Source organism: Pseudomonas corrugata, from assembly GCF_001269905.1.
GTDB classification, from domain to species: Bacteria; Pseudomonadota; Gammaproteobacteria; order Pseudomonadales; family Pseudomonadaceae; genus Aquipseudomonas; species Aquipseudomonas corrugata.
In genome coordinates, this window is record NZ_LHVK01000008.1 from 16,911 (window position 1) to 35,832 (window position 18,922).

Below are 18,922 nucleotides of genomic sequence, written 5' to 3' on the forward strand. Positions count from 1 at the left end.
TTCTACAATCTTAAAAACCTCTGTCAACCCCTTAAATTGCTTTCAAGACAATGATTTGCAACTTATTTTGGATTCCTTCTCAGGGAGAAGTGACCCTAGGGGGTGACTGACTGCGGGGCGCACTTTACAAGCCTTTTCCTTTGAGTTCAACGGCCTGATGAAAAAAATGGCCTCGCAATGCGAGGCCAGTCGGTCAACAACGGTGCAGCCTGTCAGTTGAAGACGATTTCGTCGTTTTCCACCGTTCCGGTTACGGTTTCACCTGGCATGAAGCGACCCGACAGGATCAGCTGCGCCAACGGGTTTTCGATCCAGCGCTGGATGGCGCGCTTCAACGGCCGTGCCCCATAGACCGGGTCGTAACCCACGGCAATCAACTTATCCAGGGCCTCGTCGCTCAGTTGCAACTTCAGCTCGCGCTCGGTGAGGCGGCTGCGCAGGCGACCCAGCTGGATCTCGGTGATACCGGCAATCTGATCGCGAGCCAGTGGCTCGAAGATCACCACCTCGTCGACCCGGTTGATGAACTCCGGCCGGAAGTGCGTAGAAATCGCGTCCATCACCGCAGCCCGTTGCCCCTCGCGATCCCCCACCAGTTCCTGGATCTGCGCCGACCCCAGGTTGGAAGTCATCACGATCACGGTGTTGCGGAAGTCTACCGTGCGCCCGTGGCTATCGGTCAGACGGCCGTCTTCCAACACCTGCAGCAGAATGTTGAACACATCCGGATGGGCCTTCTCGACCTCATCGAGCAGGATCACCGAGTACGGCTTGCGTCGTACGGCCTCGGTCAGATAACCGCCCTCTTCATAGCCGACATAACCAGGCGGGGCACCGATCAGCCGGGCCACGGAATGTTTCTCCATGAACTCGGACATGTCGATGCGTACCATCGCCTCCTCGGTGTCGAAGAGAAACTCGGCCAGCGCCTTGCACAGCTCGGTTTTACCGACACCGGTCGGGCCGAGGAACATGAACGAACCACTCGGCCGGTTCGGGTCCGACAACCCGGCACGGGAGCGACGCACGGCATTGGCGACCGCCACGACCGCTTCGTCCTGGCCAATCACGCGCTGGTGCAGCAGGCTTTCCATCTTAAGCAACTTGTCGCGCTCGCCTTCGAGCATCTTCGACACCGGAATACCGGTCCACTTGGAGACCACTTCGGCGATTTCTTCCTCAGTGACCTTGCTGCGCAGCAACTGGTTATCACTCTTGCCGTGCTGGTCGACCATCTGCAGGCTGCGCTCCAGGTCCGGGATCACCCCGTACTGCAGCTCGGCCATGCGGTTGAGGTCACCCTTGCGGCGGGCCGCTTCCAGCTCCTGGCGGGACTGTTCGATCTTTTGCTGGATCTGCGCCGAACCCTGGACTTCGGCTTTCTCCGAATTCCAGATTTCCTCGAGATCGGAATACTCACGTTCGTGACGAACGATTTCTTCCTGCAATTTCTCCAGGCGTTTCTTCGCCGCTTCGTCGCTTTCTTTCTTCAGGGCCTGGGATTCGACCTTGAGCTGGATCAGGCGCCGCTCCAGACGATCCAGCACTTCCGGCTTGGAGTCGATTTCCATGCGGATGCGGCTGGCGGCCTCATCGATCAGGTCGATGGCCTTGTCCGGCAACTGGCGGTCGGTGATATAGCGGTGGCTGAGCTTGGCCGCCGCGATGATCGCACCATCGGTGATCGCCACTTTGTGGTGGACTTCATAGCGTTCCTTAAGGCCGCGCAGGATGGCGATGGTGTCCTCTTCGCTCGGCTCATCCACCAGTACTTTCTGGAAGCGCCGTTCGAGGGCCGCGTCCTTCTCTATGTACTGGCGGTACTCGTTGAGCGTGGTCGCGCCGACGCAATGCAACTCGCCGCGGGCCAGCGCGGGCTTGAGCATGTTGCCGGCGTCCATCGAGCCTTCGCCCTTGCCGGCGCCGACCATGGTGTGCAATTCGTCGATGAACAGAATGATCTGCCCTTCCTGCTTTGACAGCTCATTGAGCAGGGCCTTGAGCCGCTCTTCGAATTCGCCCCGATACTTGGCACCGGCAATCAGCGCCCCCATGTCCAGGGACAGCAACCGCTTGCCCTTTAGGCCGTCCGGTACTTCACCATTGATAATCCGCTGGGCCAGGCCCTCGGCAATGGCGGTCTTGCCCACCCCTGGCTCACCGATCAACACCGGATTGTTCTTGGTGCGGCGTTGCAACACCTGGATCGTGCGACGGATCTCGTCATCGCGGCCGATCACCGGATCGAGCTTGCCTTCCTCGGCACGCTTGGTCAGGTCAACGGTGTATTTATCCAGCGACTGACGGGACTCTTCGTGGTTGGCGTCATTGACGGCTTCACCACCACGCAGGTTATTGATGGCATTCTCCAGGGCTTTCTTGCTCACGCCCTGGCCGAGCAGCAACTTGCCCAGCTTGCTGCTCTCGTCCATGGCGGCGAGCAGCACCAGTTCGCTGGAAATGAACTGGTCACCCTTCTGCTGGGCCAGTCGATCGGCCTGGTTGAGCAGCCGCGCCAGATCCTGGGACATGTTCACGTCACCAGTCGGGTTCTGGATCTTGGGCAACTGGTCGAGTTCCTTCGCCAACTCTTTTCGCAGGCTGTTGACGTCGAAGCCCACCTGCATCAGCAAAGGCTTGATGGAGCCGCCCTGCTGTTCGAGCATGGCCTGCATCAAATGCGCCGGTTCGATCCCGGGATGGTCCAGGCCGACGGCCAGGGACTGGGCATCGGACAGCGCCAATTGCAACTTGCTGGTTAAACGGTCAATACGCATAAGGTCACCTTCCTTTTGAGCAGGCCGGACCGAAAAACATCCTGAATGAAGAAACCTGCCAGATACCGTTATAGATGTGGACGATTCTGGAAGATTCAAGCAGTGCGCTATTGATGCAGATCAGAGAAGTCTAGCGTTCAATCCAGACCAGGGAGGCGAAGCGACCGGTACGCGGGCTGCGACGGTAGGAAAAGAAGCGGGGATCAGTCACGGTGCACAACCCGCCCCCGTAGACCGCCGAGACACCCCGCGTTGCCAGGCGCAGGCGCGCCAGCGCATAGATGTCGGCCAGGAACTTCCCGGCGTTGCGGCTCGGCACAAAGGCTTGTGCCGACTGGGGCAGTTGCGCGATGAATGCTTCACGCACTTCCGGCCCGACTTCAAATGCTTGCGGGCCGATGGCCGGGCCGAGCCAGGCAAGGACGTCAACGGCGGGCACCTGGAGACTGTCGAGGGTCGCTTCCAGCACACCGTTCGCCAGCCCACGCCAGCCGGCATGGGCAGCCGCGACGTGAGTGCCGGCACGGTTACAGAACAGCACAGGCAGGCAGTCCGCCGTCATCGCCGTGCAGGCGATACCCGGCGTGGCGGTCCAGCTGGCATCGGCGGTCGCGACCAGGGTCGGGTCGGCCTCGACCACAGCGATCCCGTGGACCTGCTGCAGCCAGGCGGGACGAATGGCGAATTGATCGGTGAGACGACGACGGTTCTCGGTGACGGCCGCAGGGTCATCATCGACATGATCGCCCAGGTTGAGGCTGTCGAACGGCGCCACGCTGACGCCGCCCGCCCGGGTGGTGATACAGGCCTTGACCCGAGCCGGCGCGGGCCAGTCGGGTATCAGCCAGTCATTCATCCGACGAATGCCTCGCGGTCTTGCTTGAGCAACGTCAGCAGCCAGACGAAGTCATCCGGCAACGGCGATTCCCAACTCATCCGCTTACCGGTGGTCGGATGATCCAGTTCCAGGAAACGCGCATGCAGCGCCTGACGCGGGAAATGCTTCAGGGACTCGACCATGGTCACGCTGGCGGCCGGCGGAATACGGAAGCGGCCGCCATAGGCAGGGTCGCCCACCAGCGGGAAGTTGATGTGGGCCATGTGCACGCGGATCTGGTGAGTACGACCGGTTTCCAGCTTGACCCGCACATGGGTGTGGGAGCGGAAGCGTTCGAGCACGCGGTAATGGCTCACTGCCGGCTTGCCACCTTCCATCACCGCCATGCGCTGGCGCTGCTGGCCGTGACGGCCGATGGGTGCATTGATCTTGCCGCCAGCGGTCACTACGCCGATCACGATGCATTCATAGATGCGGCTGACACTGCGGCTTTGCAGTTGTGCGACCAGTTGGGTCTGCGCCTGGATGGTCTTGGCCACCACCATCAGACCGGTGGTGTCCTTGTCGAGACGGTGCACGATGCCGGCCCGGGGCACATTGATGATATCCGGCACGTGGTGCAGCAAGGCATTGAGCAGGGTGCCGTCGGCGTGACCGGCGGCCGGATGCACCACCAGGCCCGCAGGCTTGTTGATCACCAGGATATCGTCGTCTTCATAGACGATATCCAGGGCAATGTCCTGGGCAACCCATTCACCCTGGGCTTCCTGCTCGGCGGTCAGTTCGAGGATGGCGCCACCATGGACGATGTCGCGCGGACGGATGACCGCCCCATCTACCGTCAGGCGGCCGTCCTTGATCCAGGCGGAAAGGCGCGAGCGCGAATGCTCGGTGAAGAGTTGGGCGGCGACTTGATCGAGGCGTTGGCCGCCCAATTCGGACGGCACCTCTGCGCGAAGTTCTATTTTATCGGACATGCTCGGACTGGGCGTCGGCACAGCCTTTGGTTTCGGCTGCGCGCTTGTGGTTAAATACGGCGTCTTTTGCCCCGAGGCTTTCAACGGGGCGCTCATCATAACAGGACGGCCCCGCCCAAGACAGCGGCCGTCATAGGGACGCAAGCCGCCATGCAAGTGAAACACCTGCTGCTGATCGCCATCCTCGCATTGACTGCTGCTTGCTCGTCGAAGGAAGTCGTAGACGAAAACCTGAGCGAAGTCGAACTGTACCAACAGGCGCAGAAGGACTTGGACAACAACAGCTACACCAGCGCCACCGCCAAACTCAAGGCCCTGGAGTCGCGGTACCCGTTCGGTCGCTATGCCGACCAGGCCCAGCTGGAGCTGATCTACGCCAACTACAAGAACGCCGAGCCGGAGGCTGCGAAATCTGCCGCCGAACGCTTCATTCGTCTGCATCCGCAGCATCCGAACGTCGATTACGCCTATTACCTCAAGGGCCTGACGTCTTTCGACCAGGATGTCGGCCTCCTCGCGCGCTTCCTGCCACTGGACATGACCAAGCGTGACCCGGGCGCCGCGCGCGACTCGTACAACGAGTTCGCCCAGCTGACCAGCCGCTTCCCCAACAGCCGCTACTCGCCGGATGCCAAGCAGCGCATGATCTACCTGCGCAACCTGCTGGCCTCCTACGAGATCCACGTAGCCAACTACTACCTCACCCGTCAGGCCTATGTAGCCGCCGCCAACCGTGGTCGCTACGTGGTGGAGAACTTCCAGGAAACCCCTTCGGTGGGCGACGGCCTGGCAGTCATGACCGAGGCATACCAACGTCTGCACCTGGACGAACTGGCGGCCAGCAGCCTTGAAACCCTCAAGCTGAACTACCCGGACCACCCTTCCCTGGTCGATGGCCAGTTCACCCCAAGCGTTGCAGAAGCCGACAACCGTTCATGGCTGAGCAAGGCGACCCTGGGCCTGATCGAATCCCGTCCACCCCTGCCGCCGGGCGAAACCCGCGCCAACCAGGACGTACAGCGTCAGTTCCAGGATGCCAAGGAAGCCATTCCGAACGAGCTCAAGCCAAAGGATGAGAATGGCGACGTGATCGAAGAACCGGAGTCTGAGAACAGCTCCAGCGACCGCTCCTGGTTCAGCTACATGACCTTCGGCCTGTTCGACTGAACACAAGGCAACTGCAAAAAGGGAGACCCGACGGTCTCCCTTTTTTGTACCTGGATCCTATTCATCTGTGCGCAACTCCAGTCCTTGGCTAAACTGCCTCATCTCTCGCCAGAAAGCCGCCTATCATGCTTCGTCTAATAATCTTGTTCGCCGTAGTTGCCTCCGCCATATGGATATTTCGCAACGTGAAGCCCAAGGCGTCCGCGGCGCAATCATCCCGGGAACAGGACGCGCCACCCATGGTTCGCTGCGCCCATTGTGGCGTGCACCTGCCGCGTGACCGGGCGCTTCCCCTCCAACAACAGTGGTACTGCAGCCAGGCTCACCTCGAGCAAGGCCCGGGCCCACGTGACCACTGAGGCTTCAAGCCCTCGCGTCAGACAGACGCAGCGCCTGCTGCGTCTCTATCACCTGTACCGCTTGAGCATCGGCATCACCCTGGTGCTGCTGATCTCCAGCAACATGGACAACCGCCTGCTGGAGTTCGCCAACGACGACCTGCTGCGCAGTGGCAGCTGGTTGTACCTGGTGCTGAACATCCTGCTGGTGGTGTTCCTTGAAAACACCCGAAGCCCTGCCCGGCTGTTTGGCCTGGCCCTGACCGATGTGTTGCTGCTGTCATGGCTGTTCTTCGCGGCAGGCGGTGCCCCCAGTGCCATTGGCAATCTGCTCATTGTTTCGGTGGCCATTGGCAATACGCTGCTGCGCGGCCGAATCGGCCTGTTGATCGCGGCCGTCGCCACGATCGGCATCGTCGGGTCGAGTTTCTTCCTTGGCCTGCACGACTCGAACCCTCCCGGCAGTTATTTGCAGGCCGGTACCCTGGGAGCGCTGTGCTTCGCCGCTGCGCTGCTGGTACAAGGCCTGACCAGGCGACTGGAAGCCAGCGAAACCCTCGCCGAGCAGCGGGCCAGCGAAGTGACCAGCCTTGAAACCCTCAACGCCTTGATCCTGCAACGCATGCGCACCGGCATTCTGGTGCTTGATCGCCAACACCGGGTGCAATTGGCCAACGAAAGCGCTTTGAACCTGTTGGGCAGGCACGACCTGGTCGGCCAGCCAATCGACAACGACTCCACCGCACTCGTCGACAGTCTGAACGTGTGGCTGAACAACCCCAGCCTGCGCCCACCCAGCCTGTCCATCCCCGGCACGGGCCTGACCCTGCAACCGAGCTTCATCGCCCTGGGGCATAACGAACAGCATCAAATCCTGGTGTTCCTCGAAGATCTGGCCCAGGTCGCCCAACATGCCCAGCAGCTGAAACTCGCCTCGCTAGGGCGCCTCACCGCCGGCATCGCCCATGAAATCCGCAACCCCCTGGGGGCAATCAGCCATGCGGCGCAATTACTGCGCGAGTCCGAGGAACTGAACGACGCCGACCGGCGTCTGACGCAGATTATTCAAGACCACTCCCAACGAATGAATCGCGTCATTGAAAACGTCCTGCAACTGTCCCGGCGCCAGCAAACCGCGCCTCAGCGCCTGGATCTGCGGACCTGGCTCGAGCAGTTTGTCCAACAAGCCCGCGAAAGCATGGCCGCGCACCAGCAATTGCATCTGAGCATCGCCCCGGGCGACTTCACCACGCTCATGGACCCCGATCAATTGACCCAGGTGCTCGACAACCTGCTGCGCAACGCCTGGCGCCACAGCGCCGAGGCCCATGAGCGGGCCGAGGCCTGGCTGGAACTGTTCGTCGATCCCTACAGCCATCTCCCCACGCTGGACATCATCGACAACGGCCCCGGCGTGACACCGGACCAGCAGGTGCATCTGTTCGAGCCGTTCTTCACCACCAGCAACCAGGGCACCGGCCTTGGTCTCTATCTGTCCCGTGAGCTGTGCGAAAGCAACCAGGCGCGCCTAGACTTCAAACCACGCCAAGGCGGCGGCTGCTTTCGCATTACTTTTGCTCACGGACGGAAACAGATTTGAATACGCGCTCACGGCAACGGATCCTGATCGTCGATGACGAACCGGACATCCGCGAACTCCTGGACATCACCCTGGGCAGGATGAAACTCGATACCCGCAGCGCCAGGAACCTTGCCGAGGCCCGATCCCTGCTGGCGGACGAAGCCTTCGACCTGTGCCTGACCGACATGCGCCTGCCCGACGGTACCGGCCTGGAACTGGTGCAGCACATCCAACAGCGCTTCCCGCAACTGCCGGTGGCGATGATCACCGCCTATGGCAGCCTGGAAACCGCCATCGACGCCCTCAAGGCCGGGGCTTTTGACTTCCTGACCAAACCGGTCGACCTGGGTCGTCTGCGGGAACTGGTGACCAGCGCCCTGCGCCTGCCGCCGGCCACCGTCCCGACCACCATCGATCGCTGCCTGTTGGGCGACTCCCCGCCGATGCGCGGCGTGCGCAAACAGATCGAAAAGCTGGCCCGCAGCCAGGCGCCGGTTTACATCAGCGGGGAGTCCGGCTGTGGCAAGGAACTGGTGGCACGGCTGATCCACGAACAAGGACCCCGCTCCAGTCAGGGCTTTGTGCCGGTCAACTGTGGAGCCATTCCGACAGAACTGATGGAAAGCGAGTTTTTCGGCCATCGAAAAGGCAGCTTCAGCGGTGCCATCGAGGACAAGCCCGGTCTGTTCCAGGCCGCCCACGGTGGCACCCTGTTCCTCGATGAAGTGGCTGACCTGCCCCTGGCGATGCAGGTCAAGCTGCTGCGAGCGATCCAGGAAAAGGCCGTGCGCGCCGTTGGCGGCCAGCAGGAGGAAGTGGTGGATGTCCGCATCCTCTGTGCCACCCATAAGGATCTGGACGGCGAAGTCGCCGCCGGACGCTTTCGCCAGGATCTGTACTATCGACTGAACGTCATAGAACTCCGCGTACCGTCCCTGCGCGAGCGTCGCGAAGACATCGAACCGTTGGCCAACCACATGCTCCAGCGCCTGGCGACCAGCACCGGCAACCCCGCCGCCAGACTCCATCCCCAAGCCCTCGAGGCCCTTCGAAACTACCGCTTCCCCGGCAACGTGCGAGAGCTGGAGAACATGCTCGAACGGGCCTACACCCTCTGCGAACACCAACAGATCGAAGCCGACGACCTGCGCCTGGCCGAAAGCAATGGCATCACCGACACCACCAACCCCGAGTTGATGCGGGTCGACAACCTGGAAGACTATCTGGAGGACGTCGAACGCAAGGTCATCCTCCAGGCCCTGGAGGAAACCCGCTGGAACCGCACCGCCGCAGCGCAGCGATTGAAGCTGTCATTTCGGTCAATGCGGTATCGGTTGAAGAAATTGGGGTTGGATTGAGGGAGCCACCACCAATGGCTCGGCTCAGACCGGCCCTGTGGCGAGGGGATTCATCCCCGCTGGGCTGCGTAGCGGCCCTAAGACAGTCGATACAATCTGCCTGATACACCGAGGTGCAAGGATTCAGGGCTGCTACGCAGCCCAGCGGGGATAAATCCCCTCGCCACAACCGCTAGTTCTATTGATCAGTTCCTAATCCGCCGTTACCGGCACCCGCTCATCCAACACCCGATTGGTCAGCAATTCGCTCAGCTCGATCAGTTGCTGAACACCCAGGGCCACATGCCGACGCGAACCATCAAGCTCGAAGGCCAGGTCGCTGAGCGTTGCGTTGGCTGATGCCAGGGTTTCGCTCAGGTTGGCGAGGAGGCATTCGGCGTCTATGCCTTCCATGACGGTGAATAACTGGCTTGAGGCTGGTTTCTTTTTGACTTCAGGTGGAGGGGCCAGGTAATAGTCGAGGGCGCGCTTGGCGGCTTCATCGAGCTTTTCTGGGTTAAGGCTGGACCGGGGAGAAGTGTTATGGGTTTCTGAACGTGATTGAGACTTGTCACTCATTGCGGTACTCCAGCAAGAAAATGGATTACCAAGTTTTAGACAGGCCGCGACGCCCGGACGCTGAATTGGCAGCGACCGAAAGAGGTTAACGATAAGCCTTCCCACCCGGCAACCGCCAAAACTCGTCGGAAAAGTCAGCTTCAGCTTGAACGTTGTCCGACCATTCCCACAAATCTCGAACAGCTGTCAGCTCGCTCACAACAACTCTGCGGCAACCTGTTATTTCTCAGCCAACGCCAATCCCCGTGGGAGCGAGCCTGCTCGCGATGGCGGTGGGTCAGTTTGAAAAGTGCTGCATGAACCGACGCCATCGCGAGCAGGCTCGCTCCCACAGGGGGCACCGGAGCCAGCCTCAAGACCAGACCCGCTCGCTTTTTTGCTTTTGCTTTTGCTTTTGCTTTTGATCTTCGGGCCCCATTAACCACGCTGGCCGAACGCAGGCATTGCGTAGTGGGCAACCCGGCATGGATGCCGGGTTAGCCGCGCTGGGCCATGGATGGCCCTTCGCGGCGGGCCCACGGAGCAATGCCGGAGTGAGGGCACACCGAGCCTAGGCGAGGTGCCGAGTGGTGGGGCCAAGCCTTTTTGGTTACTTTTGGGGCGTCTGCCAAAAGTAACCCGCTGTAAGAGCGGAACCATAAGTAGCCGTTACCGCAGCAATGGATATGTACCCAGTAAGACCGCCATCGCGAGCAGGCTCGCTCCCACAATTGGATCGGAGTACACCGCAAGATCCTACATCCGCCCCGCCGGCGAATACGGCGCAGGATCAATCACCGGCTCACGCCCCAGCATCACATCCGCAAACAACTGACACGACGCCGGTGCCAACACCAACCCATTGCGATAATGCCCGCAATTCAACCACAGCCCCGCAAACCCCGGCACCTCGCCAATATAAGGAACGCCCGCCGGCGATCCAGGCCGCAGCCCGGCCCAATGCCCGACCACCTCAGCCTCGGCCAGCGCAGGAATCAGTTGCTGCGCCGAGGCCTTCAGACTCTCCAGCGCCGCGTCGGTCGGGGTCTTGTCGAATCCCTCGCGTTCCAGGGTACTGCCCACCAGGATATGCCCGTCACGCCGCGGAATCGCATAACGTCCCTTGGCCAGGACCATGCTCGACAGGAAGTCCGATGCGCACTTGTACAGGATCATCTGGCCCTTGACCGGCTCCACCGGCAAGTTCAGACCCAGGGTCTTGAGCAACTCCCCGCTCCAGGCCCCTGCAGCCAGCACTACCTGATCGCCACGAATCGCCCCGGCCGAGCTGTTCACCCCCACGACGCGCCCGCCGTCGCGGATGAAACCACTGACCTCGCATTGTTCATGAAGCGTGACCTCGGGCAGCGCCAGCAACGCAGCCTTGAGGGACTTCACCAACCGGGGATTGCGCACATTCGCCACGTCAGCCATGTAGATCGCCCGGGAGAATCCGGTACCCAGTACCGGCACCGCATCGTGGACCGCCGAGATATCCACGGTTCGCATCGGCCGCCCTTCCCGCGCGGCCCAGGCCAGCGCTTCGTCCTGATCGTCCAGGTCCAGCCAATACAGCCCAGTGATATGCACCTGCGGATCAATACCCGTGGCCGCGAACAAACGTTGGCCCAACTGTGGATAGAAATCCTGTGACCAATGCGCCAGCGCCGTGACCGCCGGGCTGTAGCGCCATGGGTACAACGGCGAAACGATGCCGCCACCGGCCCAGGACGACTCCTGGCCGACACTGGAACGCTCCAGCAGCACCACGCGTTGCCCTTCGGACGCCAGATTGAACGCCGTCAGCAGGCCAATGACTCCACCGCCGACGATCACCACTTGCTGTTGCCTGGTCATGTATTGATTCGACTCATAAGACTGGAGGGCGCGACACAGCGCCCGAAATAGGAGGCTCAGCGACCCCAGCAATCCTTGGTGGTCAGCCCGGAAGCGGCGTTGATCATGCCACGCGCCCCCGTGTTGTTGAGGGTGAAATCACCGCACTTGTCCGTCGCCATGGATGAGCCACTTTTGCGTACCGCGGTCAGGGTAAAGCTCTGGTCCGCCAGCGTCCGGTTGATGGTATAGAAATCGTTCCCGTTGCTCAGCCCGGTTGCGTCCTTATAGGAGCTGTTCTTCGAATAGTAGCGCTCGAGAATCTGCGCCTGCTCCGACAACAGCCCGGCAATTTCAGTACGCCGGCCTTTTTTCATGTATTCGGTCAGGCTCGGGTAGCCGACGGTGATCACGATACCGATGATCGCGATCACGATCATGATTTCGATCAAGGTGAAACCCCGGTTGGTTCTGCGCATGCCCTTATCCCTCACTGTATTTGTCGCCACATGACGCGACGGCTGCCGCCAACTGATTTGCTCAGCAGGTCGGTGATACCACCCCCGGAGTCGTTCACGACCATGTTGGTGGCTCCGTTGGCACTGACGACGGCACTCAAGGTCGGGATACCACCGGTGAACACCACCCCGGCCGAGATCGTATCGAGGTTGCTGAGCTTGCCGTCACCATTGGTATCGAGCACCGCATAGTTGAGCATCTTACCGCTGAACGCATCCACTTCGATCAGCTTGCCGGTCCCGAAACTGGCGCAGGGGTCAGTGGTGTCCACGGCGGCCGTGGTGAAGACCACACGCCCAAGCACCAGGTTGGCCGGGTTGATCACCCGCTCCCCGGTCAGCGCGTTGTTATACACCAGGGGCAGGTACCAGCCTTTTTTCGCCGGGTAAGTCACGTCGGTCTGGCTGGTGGTCACGAACTGCCCCGTGCTGCCCGAGAATACGCCGGTAATCGATTGAGCCTGCAGGCTCGACACCGTGATCTGCCCGGCGCCACCGGTGGCGTCCCAGATCGAGTAGAACCCCTGCAGGTCCTTGTTGAGCTTGTCCGTTGCCTCGTTGAATTTACCGGTACCGAAAAAAACCTGGACCCCACCCTGGGGATTATCCGCCAGCAAGGGTTGAACGGTGATGGGCTGGGTCGCCCCGCCAGATGCCGTGAACAAGGGCTGCCCGGCAAACGCCAGCCCCCAGCTGGTCGGGGAGGTGCCGCTGAGGTCGAACTTCCACATCCGCCCTTTCAAATCGCCACCGTAGGCAGCCTGCACCACATTCTGGGAGTTGACCCGAAGCTTGACCGAGGACAAGCCGTTATCGGTATCGCTGCTGTTGATGACGATTTTACGAATCAGCGAACCGTCACGGATATCCACCACATACAACGCCGCCACGCCGCTGTTACTGCCGTAGCCATTGGAGATGAACGCCGCCCAGCGACCGTCCGCCAACCGGGCGACTTCGGGTCGGGCATAGGCGTAACCCAGGTCATTGAAGACATTGGCGGTGTTGGCCACGGTCGGCGCGCTGATCTCCCACAGTGCCCGAAGCGTATTGCCGGCGGCCGCATCGAACAGTTGCACCGCAAAGAAACTCCTGCCGCCGGCCCCGGTCCCGCCCACCGCCACCGTCTTCCAGGCACTGCCCGATTGCGTATCGAATACGCCAACCTGACCATCCACCAGAAATTTGTGGCTCACGCCGTTGACGTAGTTGATATCAGCGATGTTACCCAGCCCTGGCAACACGCTCGAAGGCATATAGGCGTAACGCCGCGTACCGTTGGCCGCGTTGATGACGCTGAAGAAACCGTCATTGGCATTCACCACGAGGCTGGTGTTCATGGCCGCCGCCTTGGTCGCCAGGTAGGTGCTGTAGCTGGTGTCGTTCAGCAGGTCCGCGGCGGTCTGGTCATTGGGCGAGGCCAGCACCAGCGGCGAGTTGATGATGTCCCCCAGCAACACACTGCGCACCTTCAAGCCGGTTTTGTTGGTGCCTTTGCTCCACTCCACCAGGTCGTTGCCGGTGATCCCCGTAGGCAGGTTCTGGCTGAGAGTGGTTTGCTGGGCGGCTGAAAAGTTGCCGTAAGCCAGGGTCACCGGCGCATTGGTCGCGGTGTTCCACGATTGATAAAGCGGCGCCGTGGCACCGGGGACAATGGCGGTGTCGGTGGTCCACTGCACCGCAGCCCTGTTGACCGTGCCTGCCGAAGTGAAGCCGAACGCCCGGATGGTGCCGCGCCAGTCCTTGGGATCGTAGGTGGTCTGGTAGAAGCTGGACGTGCTGGACAGCGTGGCACCGTTGGTGGTGCCGCCGCCCCCCGACCCGGCCTTGGAAGTGATGTCGCTCAACGCCGATGTCAGCGCCGAGCTCAGGCCTTCGCTATCGGTCGCCTGGTAATACTTGCCGGTGCCGTAGCGAGCGGCGTCGGACAACATCGGGTTGTTCGCGGTGAAACCGACGGTGTAGGTATTGAGGTACTGCCGGGGAAAATCCGTCGTGTTCCAGCTTTTGCCGGTGGCATCGGTGCCGGAGGAGCGCATGTCGATGTCGAAGGCGAATTTGGCGATGTCGTCCAGGTACAGCGTGTCACCTTCGCCATCACCATTGGGGTTGTCGCCGTCGTTGCTGCTGATGCCGTCCCAGTTTGGCAGGCGGGGGCCGCCACTGGCGTTGGCCTGCGGGTCGTCAGAGGGGAACGTCCGGTCATAGGTGGGCAAGCCGTCGGTGATCACTACGCCGAAGTTTTTCTGGCAGCGGTACTGGATCGGGCTGGTATAAGTGCTGGGCGTGCCGTTGTAGTACGGCGCCATTCCCCGGAAATAGCGGGTGACTTCGTAATAGCTCTCGGCCAGCGGTGTATTCGCGACCGCGCCCAGGCCGTTGATGGCATTTATCAAGGAGGTGTAGTTGGAATTGGCCTGGGTCTGGGTGACGCTGCCGGCCACGGGCGACAGGTCGCTGACGGAGCGGGCGATATAGCCTCCCGGGCCGGAGTTGCCGCTGTTGGGCGGGTTGAAGGTGGCAAGGCCGATACGCAAGGCGCGATTGCTGCTGACCAGGTCGTTGGAGACATTCCGGGCTACGTTGATTCGGTAGTCATTAGGGATTGAACCGGTCGTGAAGTCCCGGTCCGCGCCATTCGATATCGTCACAAGATAAGACAGGTATTTAGCCGTGTAACGAGTATTTGCGTTACCTACGGGATCGGGAAGTCTCAAACAGACCTGTCCAAAATTGCTTTGATAAAAACCGAACCAGTTGCCGGCCTTCGAGCAGCCGCCACGAAACAGGTTCGCTAGCAGAATATTGCCGTCATCCATATCCAGCCAAGCTCGACTTGTGCAACCTCTATCATCGGTGCACCTAGCGATCTGTGGACGGCTGATCGCCGGATCAAACCCCGCCGCCCAGATAATATTGTTCATACTCCCCGAATCATCGATCAACAACATCACGTTCGGTGTCACCGCCGCCGCGCTCAACAACGGCGAATCCGAAGGCGTGAACCCATAGACCGGGGCAGTCAGGTAAAGGCTGAGCAATACCCCCCACAGCGCCTGCCGCCAGCCATGGCGAGCCTCAGTATTTCGCATAGATGCTCTCCACCACGCTGCGCTGGTTGTCTCCTACCACCGCCACCGCCGTGATCCGGTACAGCGTCGCCGAGATACCGTTTGGCACATTGACCGCCGCAAGCGTGGTACCGATGTTCTGCACCCCATAAAACCCACCGGCGGCGGCAACCCAGGTGACTCCCGACGATGAATAGTACCCTGCCGCCTTCAGCGTGGCGGATTCCGGCGGTGGCGCGCACTGGGTCGCAGTGGTGCATACCGCCAGCGAGTAGGTTTCGACCTGCACCGCGTTCTCACCCATTCTCAACGCCGCCTCGGCCATCTGGAACGACTGGTTGCGCAGCATGACGCTGCTGGTCATCTTTTCCTGGAGGGTGGCGCTTTGCATCGATGACAGGCCGATCAGCGTGAGCAACAGCAGGAAGACCAGGCTGACCAGCAATGCCATGCCACGCTGACGATGTCCGAAGGATCTCGATCTCATCAATCGCCCCTCACAAGAGCCGGTTGCGCAGGGCGGCAACCACGTTGAAGGTCTGGTCGTGCACGTTGTTCCTCGGATCGAAGAGTGTCAGGGTCAGGCGCACGCTGCGGATCAGTGCCGGATCAGACGGGTTGCTGCTGTAGCTCGAGGCCGCGATGTCCGTCGAGCTGCCGGCTACGCCGAAGGTCACGTCGAACGTGCGGACGTTGTCCACCAGCACCGCCAGGGTCGGATTGCCGGCCCCGGTACCCATCGACAACTGGTTGTTGCTGAAGCTGTAGATCAGCCGGCGTACCGGAAACGCCAGTTGCCCGGCCGCGGGAGCCCGCGCGCCGGTGTAGGCTGTGGCGGTGGTACGGCAATCGGACAGGACCGTCCAGGTTGGCACGCCGCCACTGTTGCCCACATCCGTCGTCACCAGGGTCATTTTCTGGTTGGCGTTGTCCCAGCGGATCGGCGTGATCTGACTGGCATTGAAGTCCCCGGCAGAAGACGCGTCGGTAATGCTGCCCAGGCAACCGAACATGCCCACCATGCGAATCTCCTGGACCATCTTGCTCAGGGCAAAGCGGGCGTCCTCCTGCATCACCGCCGCCGCACTCTGGCTGATGTAGGTGTTCTTCGCGGCGATGAAGATCTGCACCACCCCCAGGACCACGATAAGACTGATGACCAGGGCGATCATCAACTCGATCAGGCCAAAGCCCCGGCAGCGCTTGTTCATGGCGTTCCTACCGGATCGACGGCGGCGCGGCTGGTCAGCACGAAACTGCGCCGTGCATCGGCCGCATTGGTGGTGTTGGCGGCCCGGGCATCGTCCCAGGAAATGGTGATGGTGTAGACCCGCTGGTTCAGCGCAATGGTCCCGGTAGCCGTGGCACCACCGAAGCTGACGATATTGGTCTTGAAATCGTAGAGGTCCTGGTCCCGGGTCACATTGAGGTTGGGTGAGCTGGGCGGCGTCACGGTGTAGTCGGCGCCGGAGTTGGCGCGGATGCGGTCCAGCATGTCGTAGGCGATGAAGCTGGCCTGGCTGGTCATGCGCGAGCTGTCGGTGTACTTCAGGGCATTGAGCTGGATCATCGCCGCACCCAGCAAACCCACACCGAGAATCAGCACGGCCACCAGCACTTCGATGAGTGTCATGCCCTCCTGTGGCCTTTTACTGCAACCCTTCATCCGCAACTTCCACCCAATACGATTCGTCCATTGAGGCAAACGCTAAGCGTCCTGCTCTGCGAGCCCCGCACATAATTGAAGCTCACCGGTGTGGCCGGTGCCGACAACCCACCCAGGTTGTTGAAATCAATGTTGGTCACGTCTGAGGTTAGCGTCAGAGTCGCACCACTGCTCATCGCAGGAACAACCCGCAATACATTGGCCAGATTGCCAGTACCGTCATACACCGTCAGTTCGCCGCTCCAGATGCTGCCCTGAGCGGTGGGGCGAATGCGCGTGATGATACCCCGGTCGATCGCTTCCATGCGGGCAAAGTTCAGGGCCCGACGCAGATCGCCGACCTCGGTATCCGCCTTGGTGGCCTGCATCGAACCGGTGAATGCCGGCACCGCCATGGTGATGAGGATCAGCAGTACGCCAAGGGCTACCAACACCTCGATCAGCGTGAAACCTTTTGTACGAAGATCCATCGATGCCCTCCGTTGCCGTCGGCTATACCTGCTTGTGTAACGCTAGAACAAACCATTGGCGCGTGCTTGATGCAGTTCATTCAGGGCAGTGCCCCCTGTGGCGAGGGGATTTATCCCCGCTGGGGTGCGCAGCAGCCCTAAATCCTGATACCTCGGTGTATCGGACAGATTGTGTTGACTGTTTTTGGGGCTGCTTCGCACCCCAGCGGGGATAAATCCCCTCGCCACAGTGAGGTCCCCAAGTCCTCAAGGACCGCCCCACACTCTCCAGGGAGGAGATTGCATGCCCCAACAGGGTTTCAGCCTGATCGAACTGCTCATGGGACTGGCGATTGCCGCAATTGTTCTGCCGTGGGCCAGTTCAAGTTTCAAAGCGCTTGTGGAATCCACTGAACGCAACGACACCGCGCAACGGTTGGCCAGCGGTTTGCGCAGTGCCCGCAGCGAAGCCATCACGCGCAACCGCACAGTGACCATTCAAGGGATAGACAACGATTGGAGCCAGGGGTGGCAAATCAGATTGGAAGACGATGACCGGACACTGCTGGAACAGCGCAGCAATCGCGCCCGGGTGGTGGGTAACTGGCCGGTGAAGCACCGGGTGACGTTCGCCGGCCATGGTGCGGCACTGCTGCCCAGCGGTGCCTTTCAGGCGGGCACTTTGCACGTGTGCGCCCGGCATCAGCCAGTCAGCCATCATCAATTGGTGCTGTCACCCACCGGCCGCGTCAGCCTGCGCAGCGAGGAGAGCGAGCAGGCCCTGTGCAAAAAGAGCTTAAAGCAGGGAGCGGACGCGTAGTTCCTTGGGCATGGAAAACGTGATGTTTTCCTCCCGGCCGGCCAGTTCATCGGCACCGATGGCACCCCAGGCCTGCAATTGCTGGATCACACCGCGCACCAGGACCTCCGGCGCAGAAGCACCTGCGGTAATGCCGATGTGCTCGATGCCGTCGAACCAGCTGCGTTGCATGTCCTCGGCACCGTCGATCAGGTAGGCCGGCGTTCCCATGCGTTCGGCCAGCTCACGCAGCCGATTGGAGTTGGAGCTGTTCGGGCTGCCGACTACCAGCACGACGTCGCACTCGTCAGCCAGTTGCTTGACCGCGTCCTGACGATTCTGGGTGGCGTAGCAGATGTCGTCCTTGCGCGGCCCGCCAATGGCCGGGAAACGCGAACGCAGCGCATCGATCACCCGGCTGGTATCGTCCATGGACAAGGTGGTCTGGGTGACGAAGGCGAGTTTTTCCGGGTTACGCACTTGCAAGGCTGCCACGTCCTCCTCGTCTTCGACCAGGTAGATCGCACCGCCGTTACTGGCGTCGTACTGCCCCATGGTGCCTTCGACTTCCGGATGCCCTTCGTGGCCGATCAGGATGCATTCGCGACCGTCGCGGCTGTAGCGCGCCACTTCGATATGGACCTTGGTCACCAACGGGCAGGTCGCGTCGAACACCTTCAGGCCACGACCAGCCGCTTCGGTACGCACCGCCTGGGAAACCCCATGGGCACTGAAGATCACGATGACATCGTCCGGCACCTGATCCAGTTCCTCGACGAAAATGGCCCCGCGACTGCGCAGGTCTTCGACGACGAATTTGTTGTGGACCACTTCGTGGCGCACATAGATCGGCGGCCCGAAGACTTCCAGGGCGCGGTTGACGATTTCGATCGCCCGGTCCACGCCGGCGCAGAAGCCACGGGGGTTGGCGAGTTTGATTTGCATACTGTGCCTCGTGTCTGTGGGAGCGAGCCTGCTCGCGATGCGGTGGATCAGTCACCTCGGTAGC

Annotated in this window: 17 protein-coding genes; 5 read left to right on the forward strand and 12 right to left on the reverse strand. The window is 61.1% G+C overall.

Translation table 11 applies throughout. The annotated features are described in order from the left end of the window. Window positions 1–212: 212 nt before the first annotated feature. The 3 genes from clpB to rluD form a co-directional block, all read right to left on the reverse strand. Window positions 213–2,777: an ATP-dependent chaperone ClpB gene (clpB, locus tag AD665_RS11405; RefSeq protein ID WP_024780727.1), complete on the reverse strand. Its 2,565-nt coding sequence runs from the start codon at window positions 2,775–2,777 to the stop codon at window positions 213–215. Window positions 2,778–2,907: 130 nt separating this feature from the next. Continuing rightward, a complete protein-coding gene (gene pgeF / locus AD665_RS11410; RefSeq protein ID WP_053192133.1) occupies window positions 2,908–3,633 on the reverse strand; it encodes a peptidoglycan editing factor PgeF in 726 nt (241 codons plus the stop codon). Further along, window positions 3,630–4,592 (reverse strand): 23S rRNA pseudouridine(1911/1915/1917) synthase RluD, encoded by a 963-nt coding sequence (gene rluD, locus AD665_RS11415; RefSeq protein WP_024780729.1) that lies wholly within the window; start codon window positions 4,590–4,592, stop codon window positions 3,630–3,632. Before rluD ends, pgeF begins: the two co-directional genes overlap by 4 nt. A 150-nt stretch (window positions 4,593–4,742) precedes the next feature. On the opposite strand from rluD, the gene AD665_RS11420 reads away from it, so the two are divergent. From AD665_RS11420 to AD665_RS11430, 4 genes are all read left to right on the forward strand, one after another. Next, window positions 4,743–5,759, forward strand: coding sequence for an outer membrane protein assembly factor BamD (locus tag AD665_RS11420; RefSeq protein ID WP_024780730.1), 1,017 nt, complete (start codon window positions 4,743–4,745; stop codon window positions 5,757–5,759). A 125-nt stretch (window positions 5,760–5,884) separates the two neighbouring features. Continuing rightward, on the forward strand, window positions 5,885–6,118 hold the full coding sequence (locus AD665_RS27835) for a PP0621 family protein (protein WP_080686285.1): 234 nt from the start codon (window positions 5,885–5,887) through the stop codon (window positions 6,116–6,118). After that, the gene (locus AD665_RS11425; protein WP_024780731.1) at window positions 6,108–7,697 is read left to right on the forward strand and encodes a two-component system sensor histidine kinase NtrB; all 1,590 of its coding nucleotides are present in this window, start codon (window positions 6,108–6,110) and stop codon (window positions 7,695–7,697) included. The genes AD665_RS27835 and AD665_RS11425 overlap by 11 nt, the downstream gene beginning before the upstream one ends. Beyond that, complete coding sequence (locus AD665_RS11430) at window positions 7,694–9,037, forward strand: sigma-54-dependent transcriptional regulator (protein WP_053192135.1); 1,344 nt, start codon at window positions 7,694–7,696, stop codon at window positions 9,035–9,037. Before AD665_RS11425 ends, AD665_RS11430 begins: the two co-directional genes overlap by 4 nt. A 192-nt stretch (window positions 9,038–9,229) precedes the next feature. Here AD665_RS11430 and AD665_RS11435 read toward each other — a convergent pair whose 3' ends face one another. The 8 genes from AD665_RS11435 to AD665_RS11470 all read right to left on the reverse strand — a co-directional run bounded on the left by AD665_RS11435 (window position 9,230) and on the right by AD665_RS11470 (window position 17,135). Then, window positions 9,230–9,595 (reverse strand): DUF6124 family protein, encoded by a 366-nt coding sequence (locus AD665_RS11435; RefSeq protein ID WP_024780733.1) that lies wholly within the window; start codon window positions 9,593–9,595, stop codon window positions 9,230–9,232. Window positions 9,596–10,330: 735 nt separating this feature from the next. Beyond that, a complete protein-coding gene (gene thiO / locus AD665_RS11440) occupies window positions 10,331–11,431 on the reverse strand; it encodes a glycine oxidase ThiO (protein WP_024781125.1) in 1,101 nt (366 codons plus the stop codon). A gap of 56 nt (window positions 11,432–11,487) precedes the next feature. Beyond that, entirely contained in the window at window positions 11,488–11,889 is a 402-nt protein-coding gene (locus AD665_RS11445) for a type IV pilin protein (RefSeq protein WP_024781124.1), read from the reverse strand. Between the two features lie 11 nt (window positions 11,890–11,900). Continuing rightward, on the reverse strand, window positions 11,901–15,020 hold the full coding sequence (locus tag AD665_RS11450) for a pilus assembly protein (RefSeq protein WP_053192137.1): 3,120 nt from the start codon (window positions 15,018–15,020) through the stop codon (window positions 11,901–11,903). Further along, the gene (locus AD665_RS11455; RefSeq protein WP_053192139.1) at window positions 15,007–15,486 is read right to left on the reverse strand and encodes a pilus assembly PilX family protein; all 480 of its coding nucleotides are present in this window, start codon (window positions 15,484–15,486) and stop codon (window positions 15,007–15,009) included. Before AD665_RS11455 ends, AD665_RS11450 begins: the two co-directional genes overlap by 14 nt. Before the next feature lie 10 nt (window positions 15,487–15,496). Then, a complete protein-coding gene (locus AD665_RS11460; RefSeq protein WP_053192142.1) occupies window positions 15,497–16,210 on the reverse strand; it encodes a PilW family protein in 714 nt (237 codons plus the stop codon). Beyond that, the gene (gene pilV, locus AD665_RS11465; RefSeq protein ID WP_024781120.1) at window positions 16,207–16,665 is read right to left on the reverse strand and encodes a type IV pilus modification protein PilV; all 459 of its coding nucleotides are present in this window, start codon (window positions 16,663–16,665) and stop codon (window positions 16,207–16,209) included. The genes AD665_RS11460 and pilV overlap by 4 nt, the downstream gene beginning before the upstream one ends. After that, window positions 16,662–17,135: a GspH/FimT family pseudopilin gene (locus tag AD665_RS11470; protein WP_053192144.1), complete on the reverse strand. Its 474-nt coding sequence runs from the start codon at window positions 17,133–17,135 to the stop codon at window positions 16,662–16,664. The genes pilV and AD665_RS11470 overlap by 4 nt, the downstream gene beginning before the upstream one ends. A gap of 283 nt (window positions 17,136–17,418) precedes the next feature. On the opposite strand from AD665_RS11470, the gene AD665_RS11475 reads away from it, so the two are divergent. After that, entirely contained in the window at window positions 17,419–17,934 is a 516-nt protein-coding gene (locus AD665_RS11475; RefSeq protein WP_024781118.1) for a GspH/FimT family pseudopilin, read from the forward strand. On the opposite strand, the gene ispH is transcribed toward AD665_RS11475, so the two are convergent. Beyond that, the gene (gene ispH / locus AD665_RS11480) at window positions 17,911–18,858 is read right to left on the reverse strand and encodes a 4-hydroxy-3-methylbut-2-enyl diphosphate reductase (protein WP_024781117.1); all 948 of its coding nucleotides are present in this window, start codon (window positions 18,856–18,858) and stop codon (window positions 17,911–17,913) included. The genes AD665_RS11475 and ispH overlap by 24 nt on opposite strands. Window positions 18,859–18,922: the final 64 nt, after the last annotated feature.

Bases quoted from the DNA above. Each gene is read 5' to 3' on its own strand.
- thiO (WP_024781125.1), bottom strand. From the start codon at position 11,431: ATGACCAGGCAACAGCAAGTGGTGATCGTCGGCGGTGGAGTCATTGGC.
- AD665_RS11445 (WP_024781124.1), bottom strand. From the start codon at position 11,889: ATGCGCAGAACCAACCGGGGTTTCACCTTGATCGAAATCATGATCGTG.
- AD665_RS11470 (WP_053192144.1), bottom strand. From the start codon at position 17,135: ATGGATCTTCGTACAAAAGGTTTCACGCTGATCGAGGTGTTGGTAGCC.
- ispH (WP_024781117.1), bottom strand. From the start codon at position 18,858: ATGCAAATCAAACTCGCCAACCCCCGTGGCTTCTGCGCCGGCGTGGAC.
- AD665_RS11420 (WP_024780730.1), top strand. From the start codon at position 4,743: ATGCAAGTGAAACACCTGCTGCTGATCGCCATCCTCGCATTGACTGCT.
- AD665_RS11460 (WP_053192142.1), bottom strand. From the start codon at position 16,210: ATGAACAAGCGCTGCCGGGGCTTTGGCCTGATCGAGTTGATGATCGCC.
- AD665_RS11435 (WP_024780733.1), bottom strand. From the start codon at position 9,595: ATGAGTGACAAGTCTCAATCACGTTCAGAAACCCATAACACTTCTCCC.
- clpB (WP_024780727.1), bottom strand. From the start codon at position 2,777: ATGCGTATTGACCGTTTAACCAGCAAGTTGCAATTGGCGCTGTCCGAT.
- pgeF (WP_053192133.1), bottom strand. From the start codon at position 3,633: ATGAATGACTGGCTGATACCCGACTGGCCCGCGCCGGCTCGGGTCAAG.
- AD665_RS11475 (WP_024781118.1), top strand. From the start codon at position 17,419: ATGCCCCAACAGGGTTTCAGCCTGATCGAACTGCTCATGGGACTGGCG.
- rluD (WP_024780729.1), bottom strand. From the start codon at position 4,592: ATGTCCGATAAAATAGAACTTCGCGCAGAGGTGCCGTCCGAATTGGGC.
- pilV (WP_024781120.1), bottom strand. From the start codon at position 16,665: ATGAAGGGTTGCAGTAAAAGGCCACAGGAGGGCATGACACTCATCGAA.
- AD665_RS11455 (WP_053192139.1), bottom strand. From the start codon at position 15,486: ATGAGATCGAGATCCTTCGGACATCGTCAGCGTGGCATGGCATTGCTG.
- AD665_RS11450 (WP_053192137.1), bottom strand. From the start codon at position 15,020: ATGCGAAATACTGAGGCTCGCCATGGCTGGCGGCAGGCGCTGTGGGGG.
- AD665_RS27835 (WP_080686285.1), top strand. From the start codon at position 5,885: ATGCTTCGTCTAATAATCTTGTTCGCCGTAGTTGCCTCCGCCATATGG.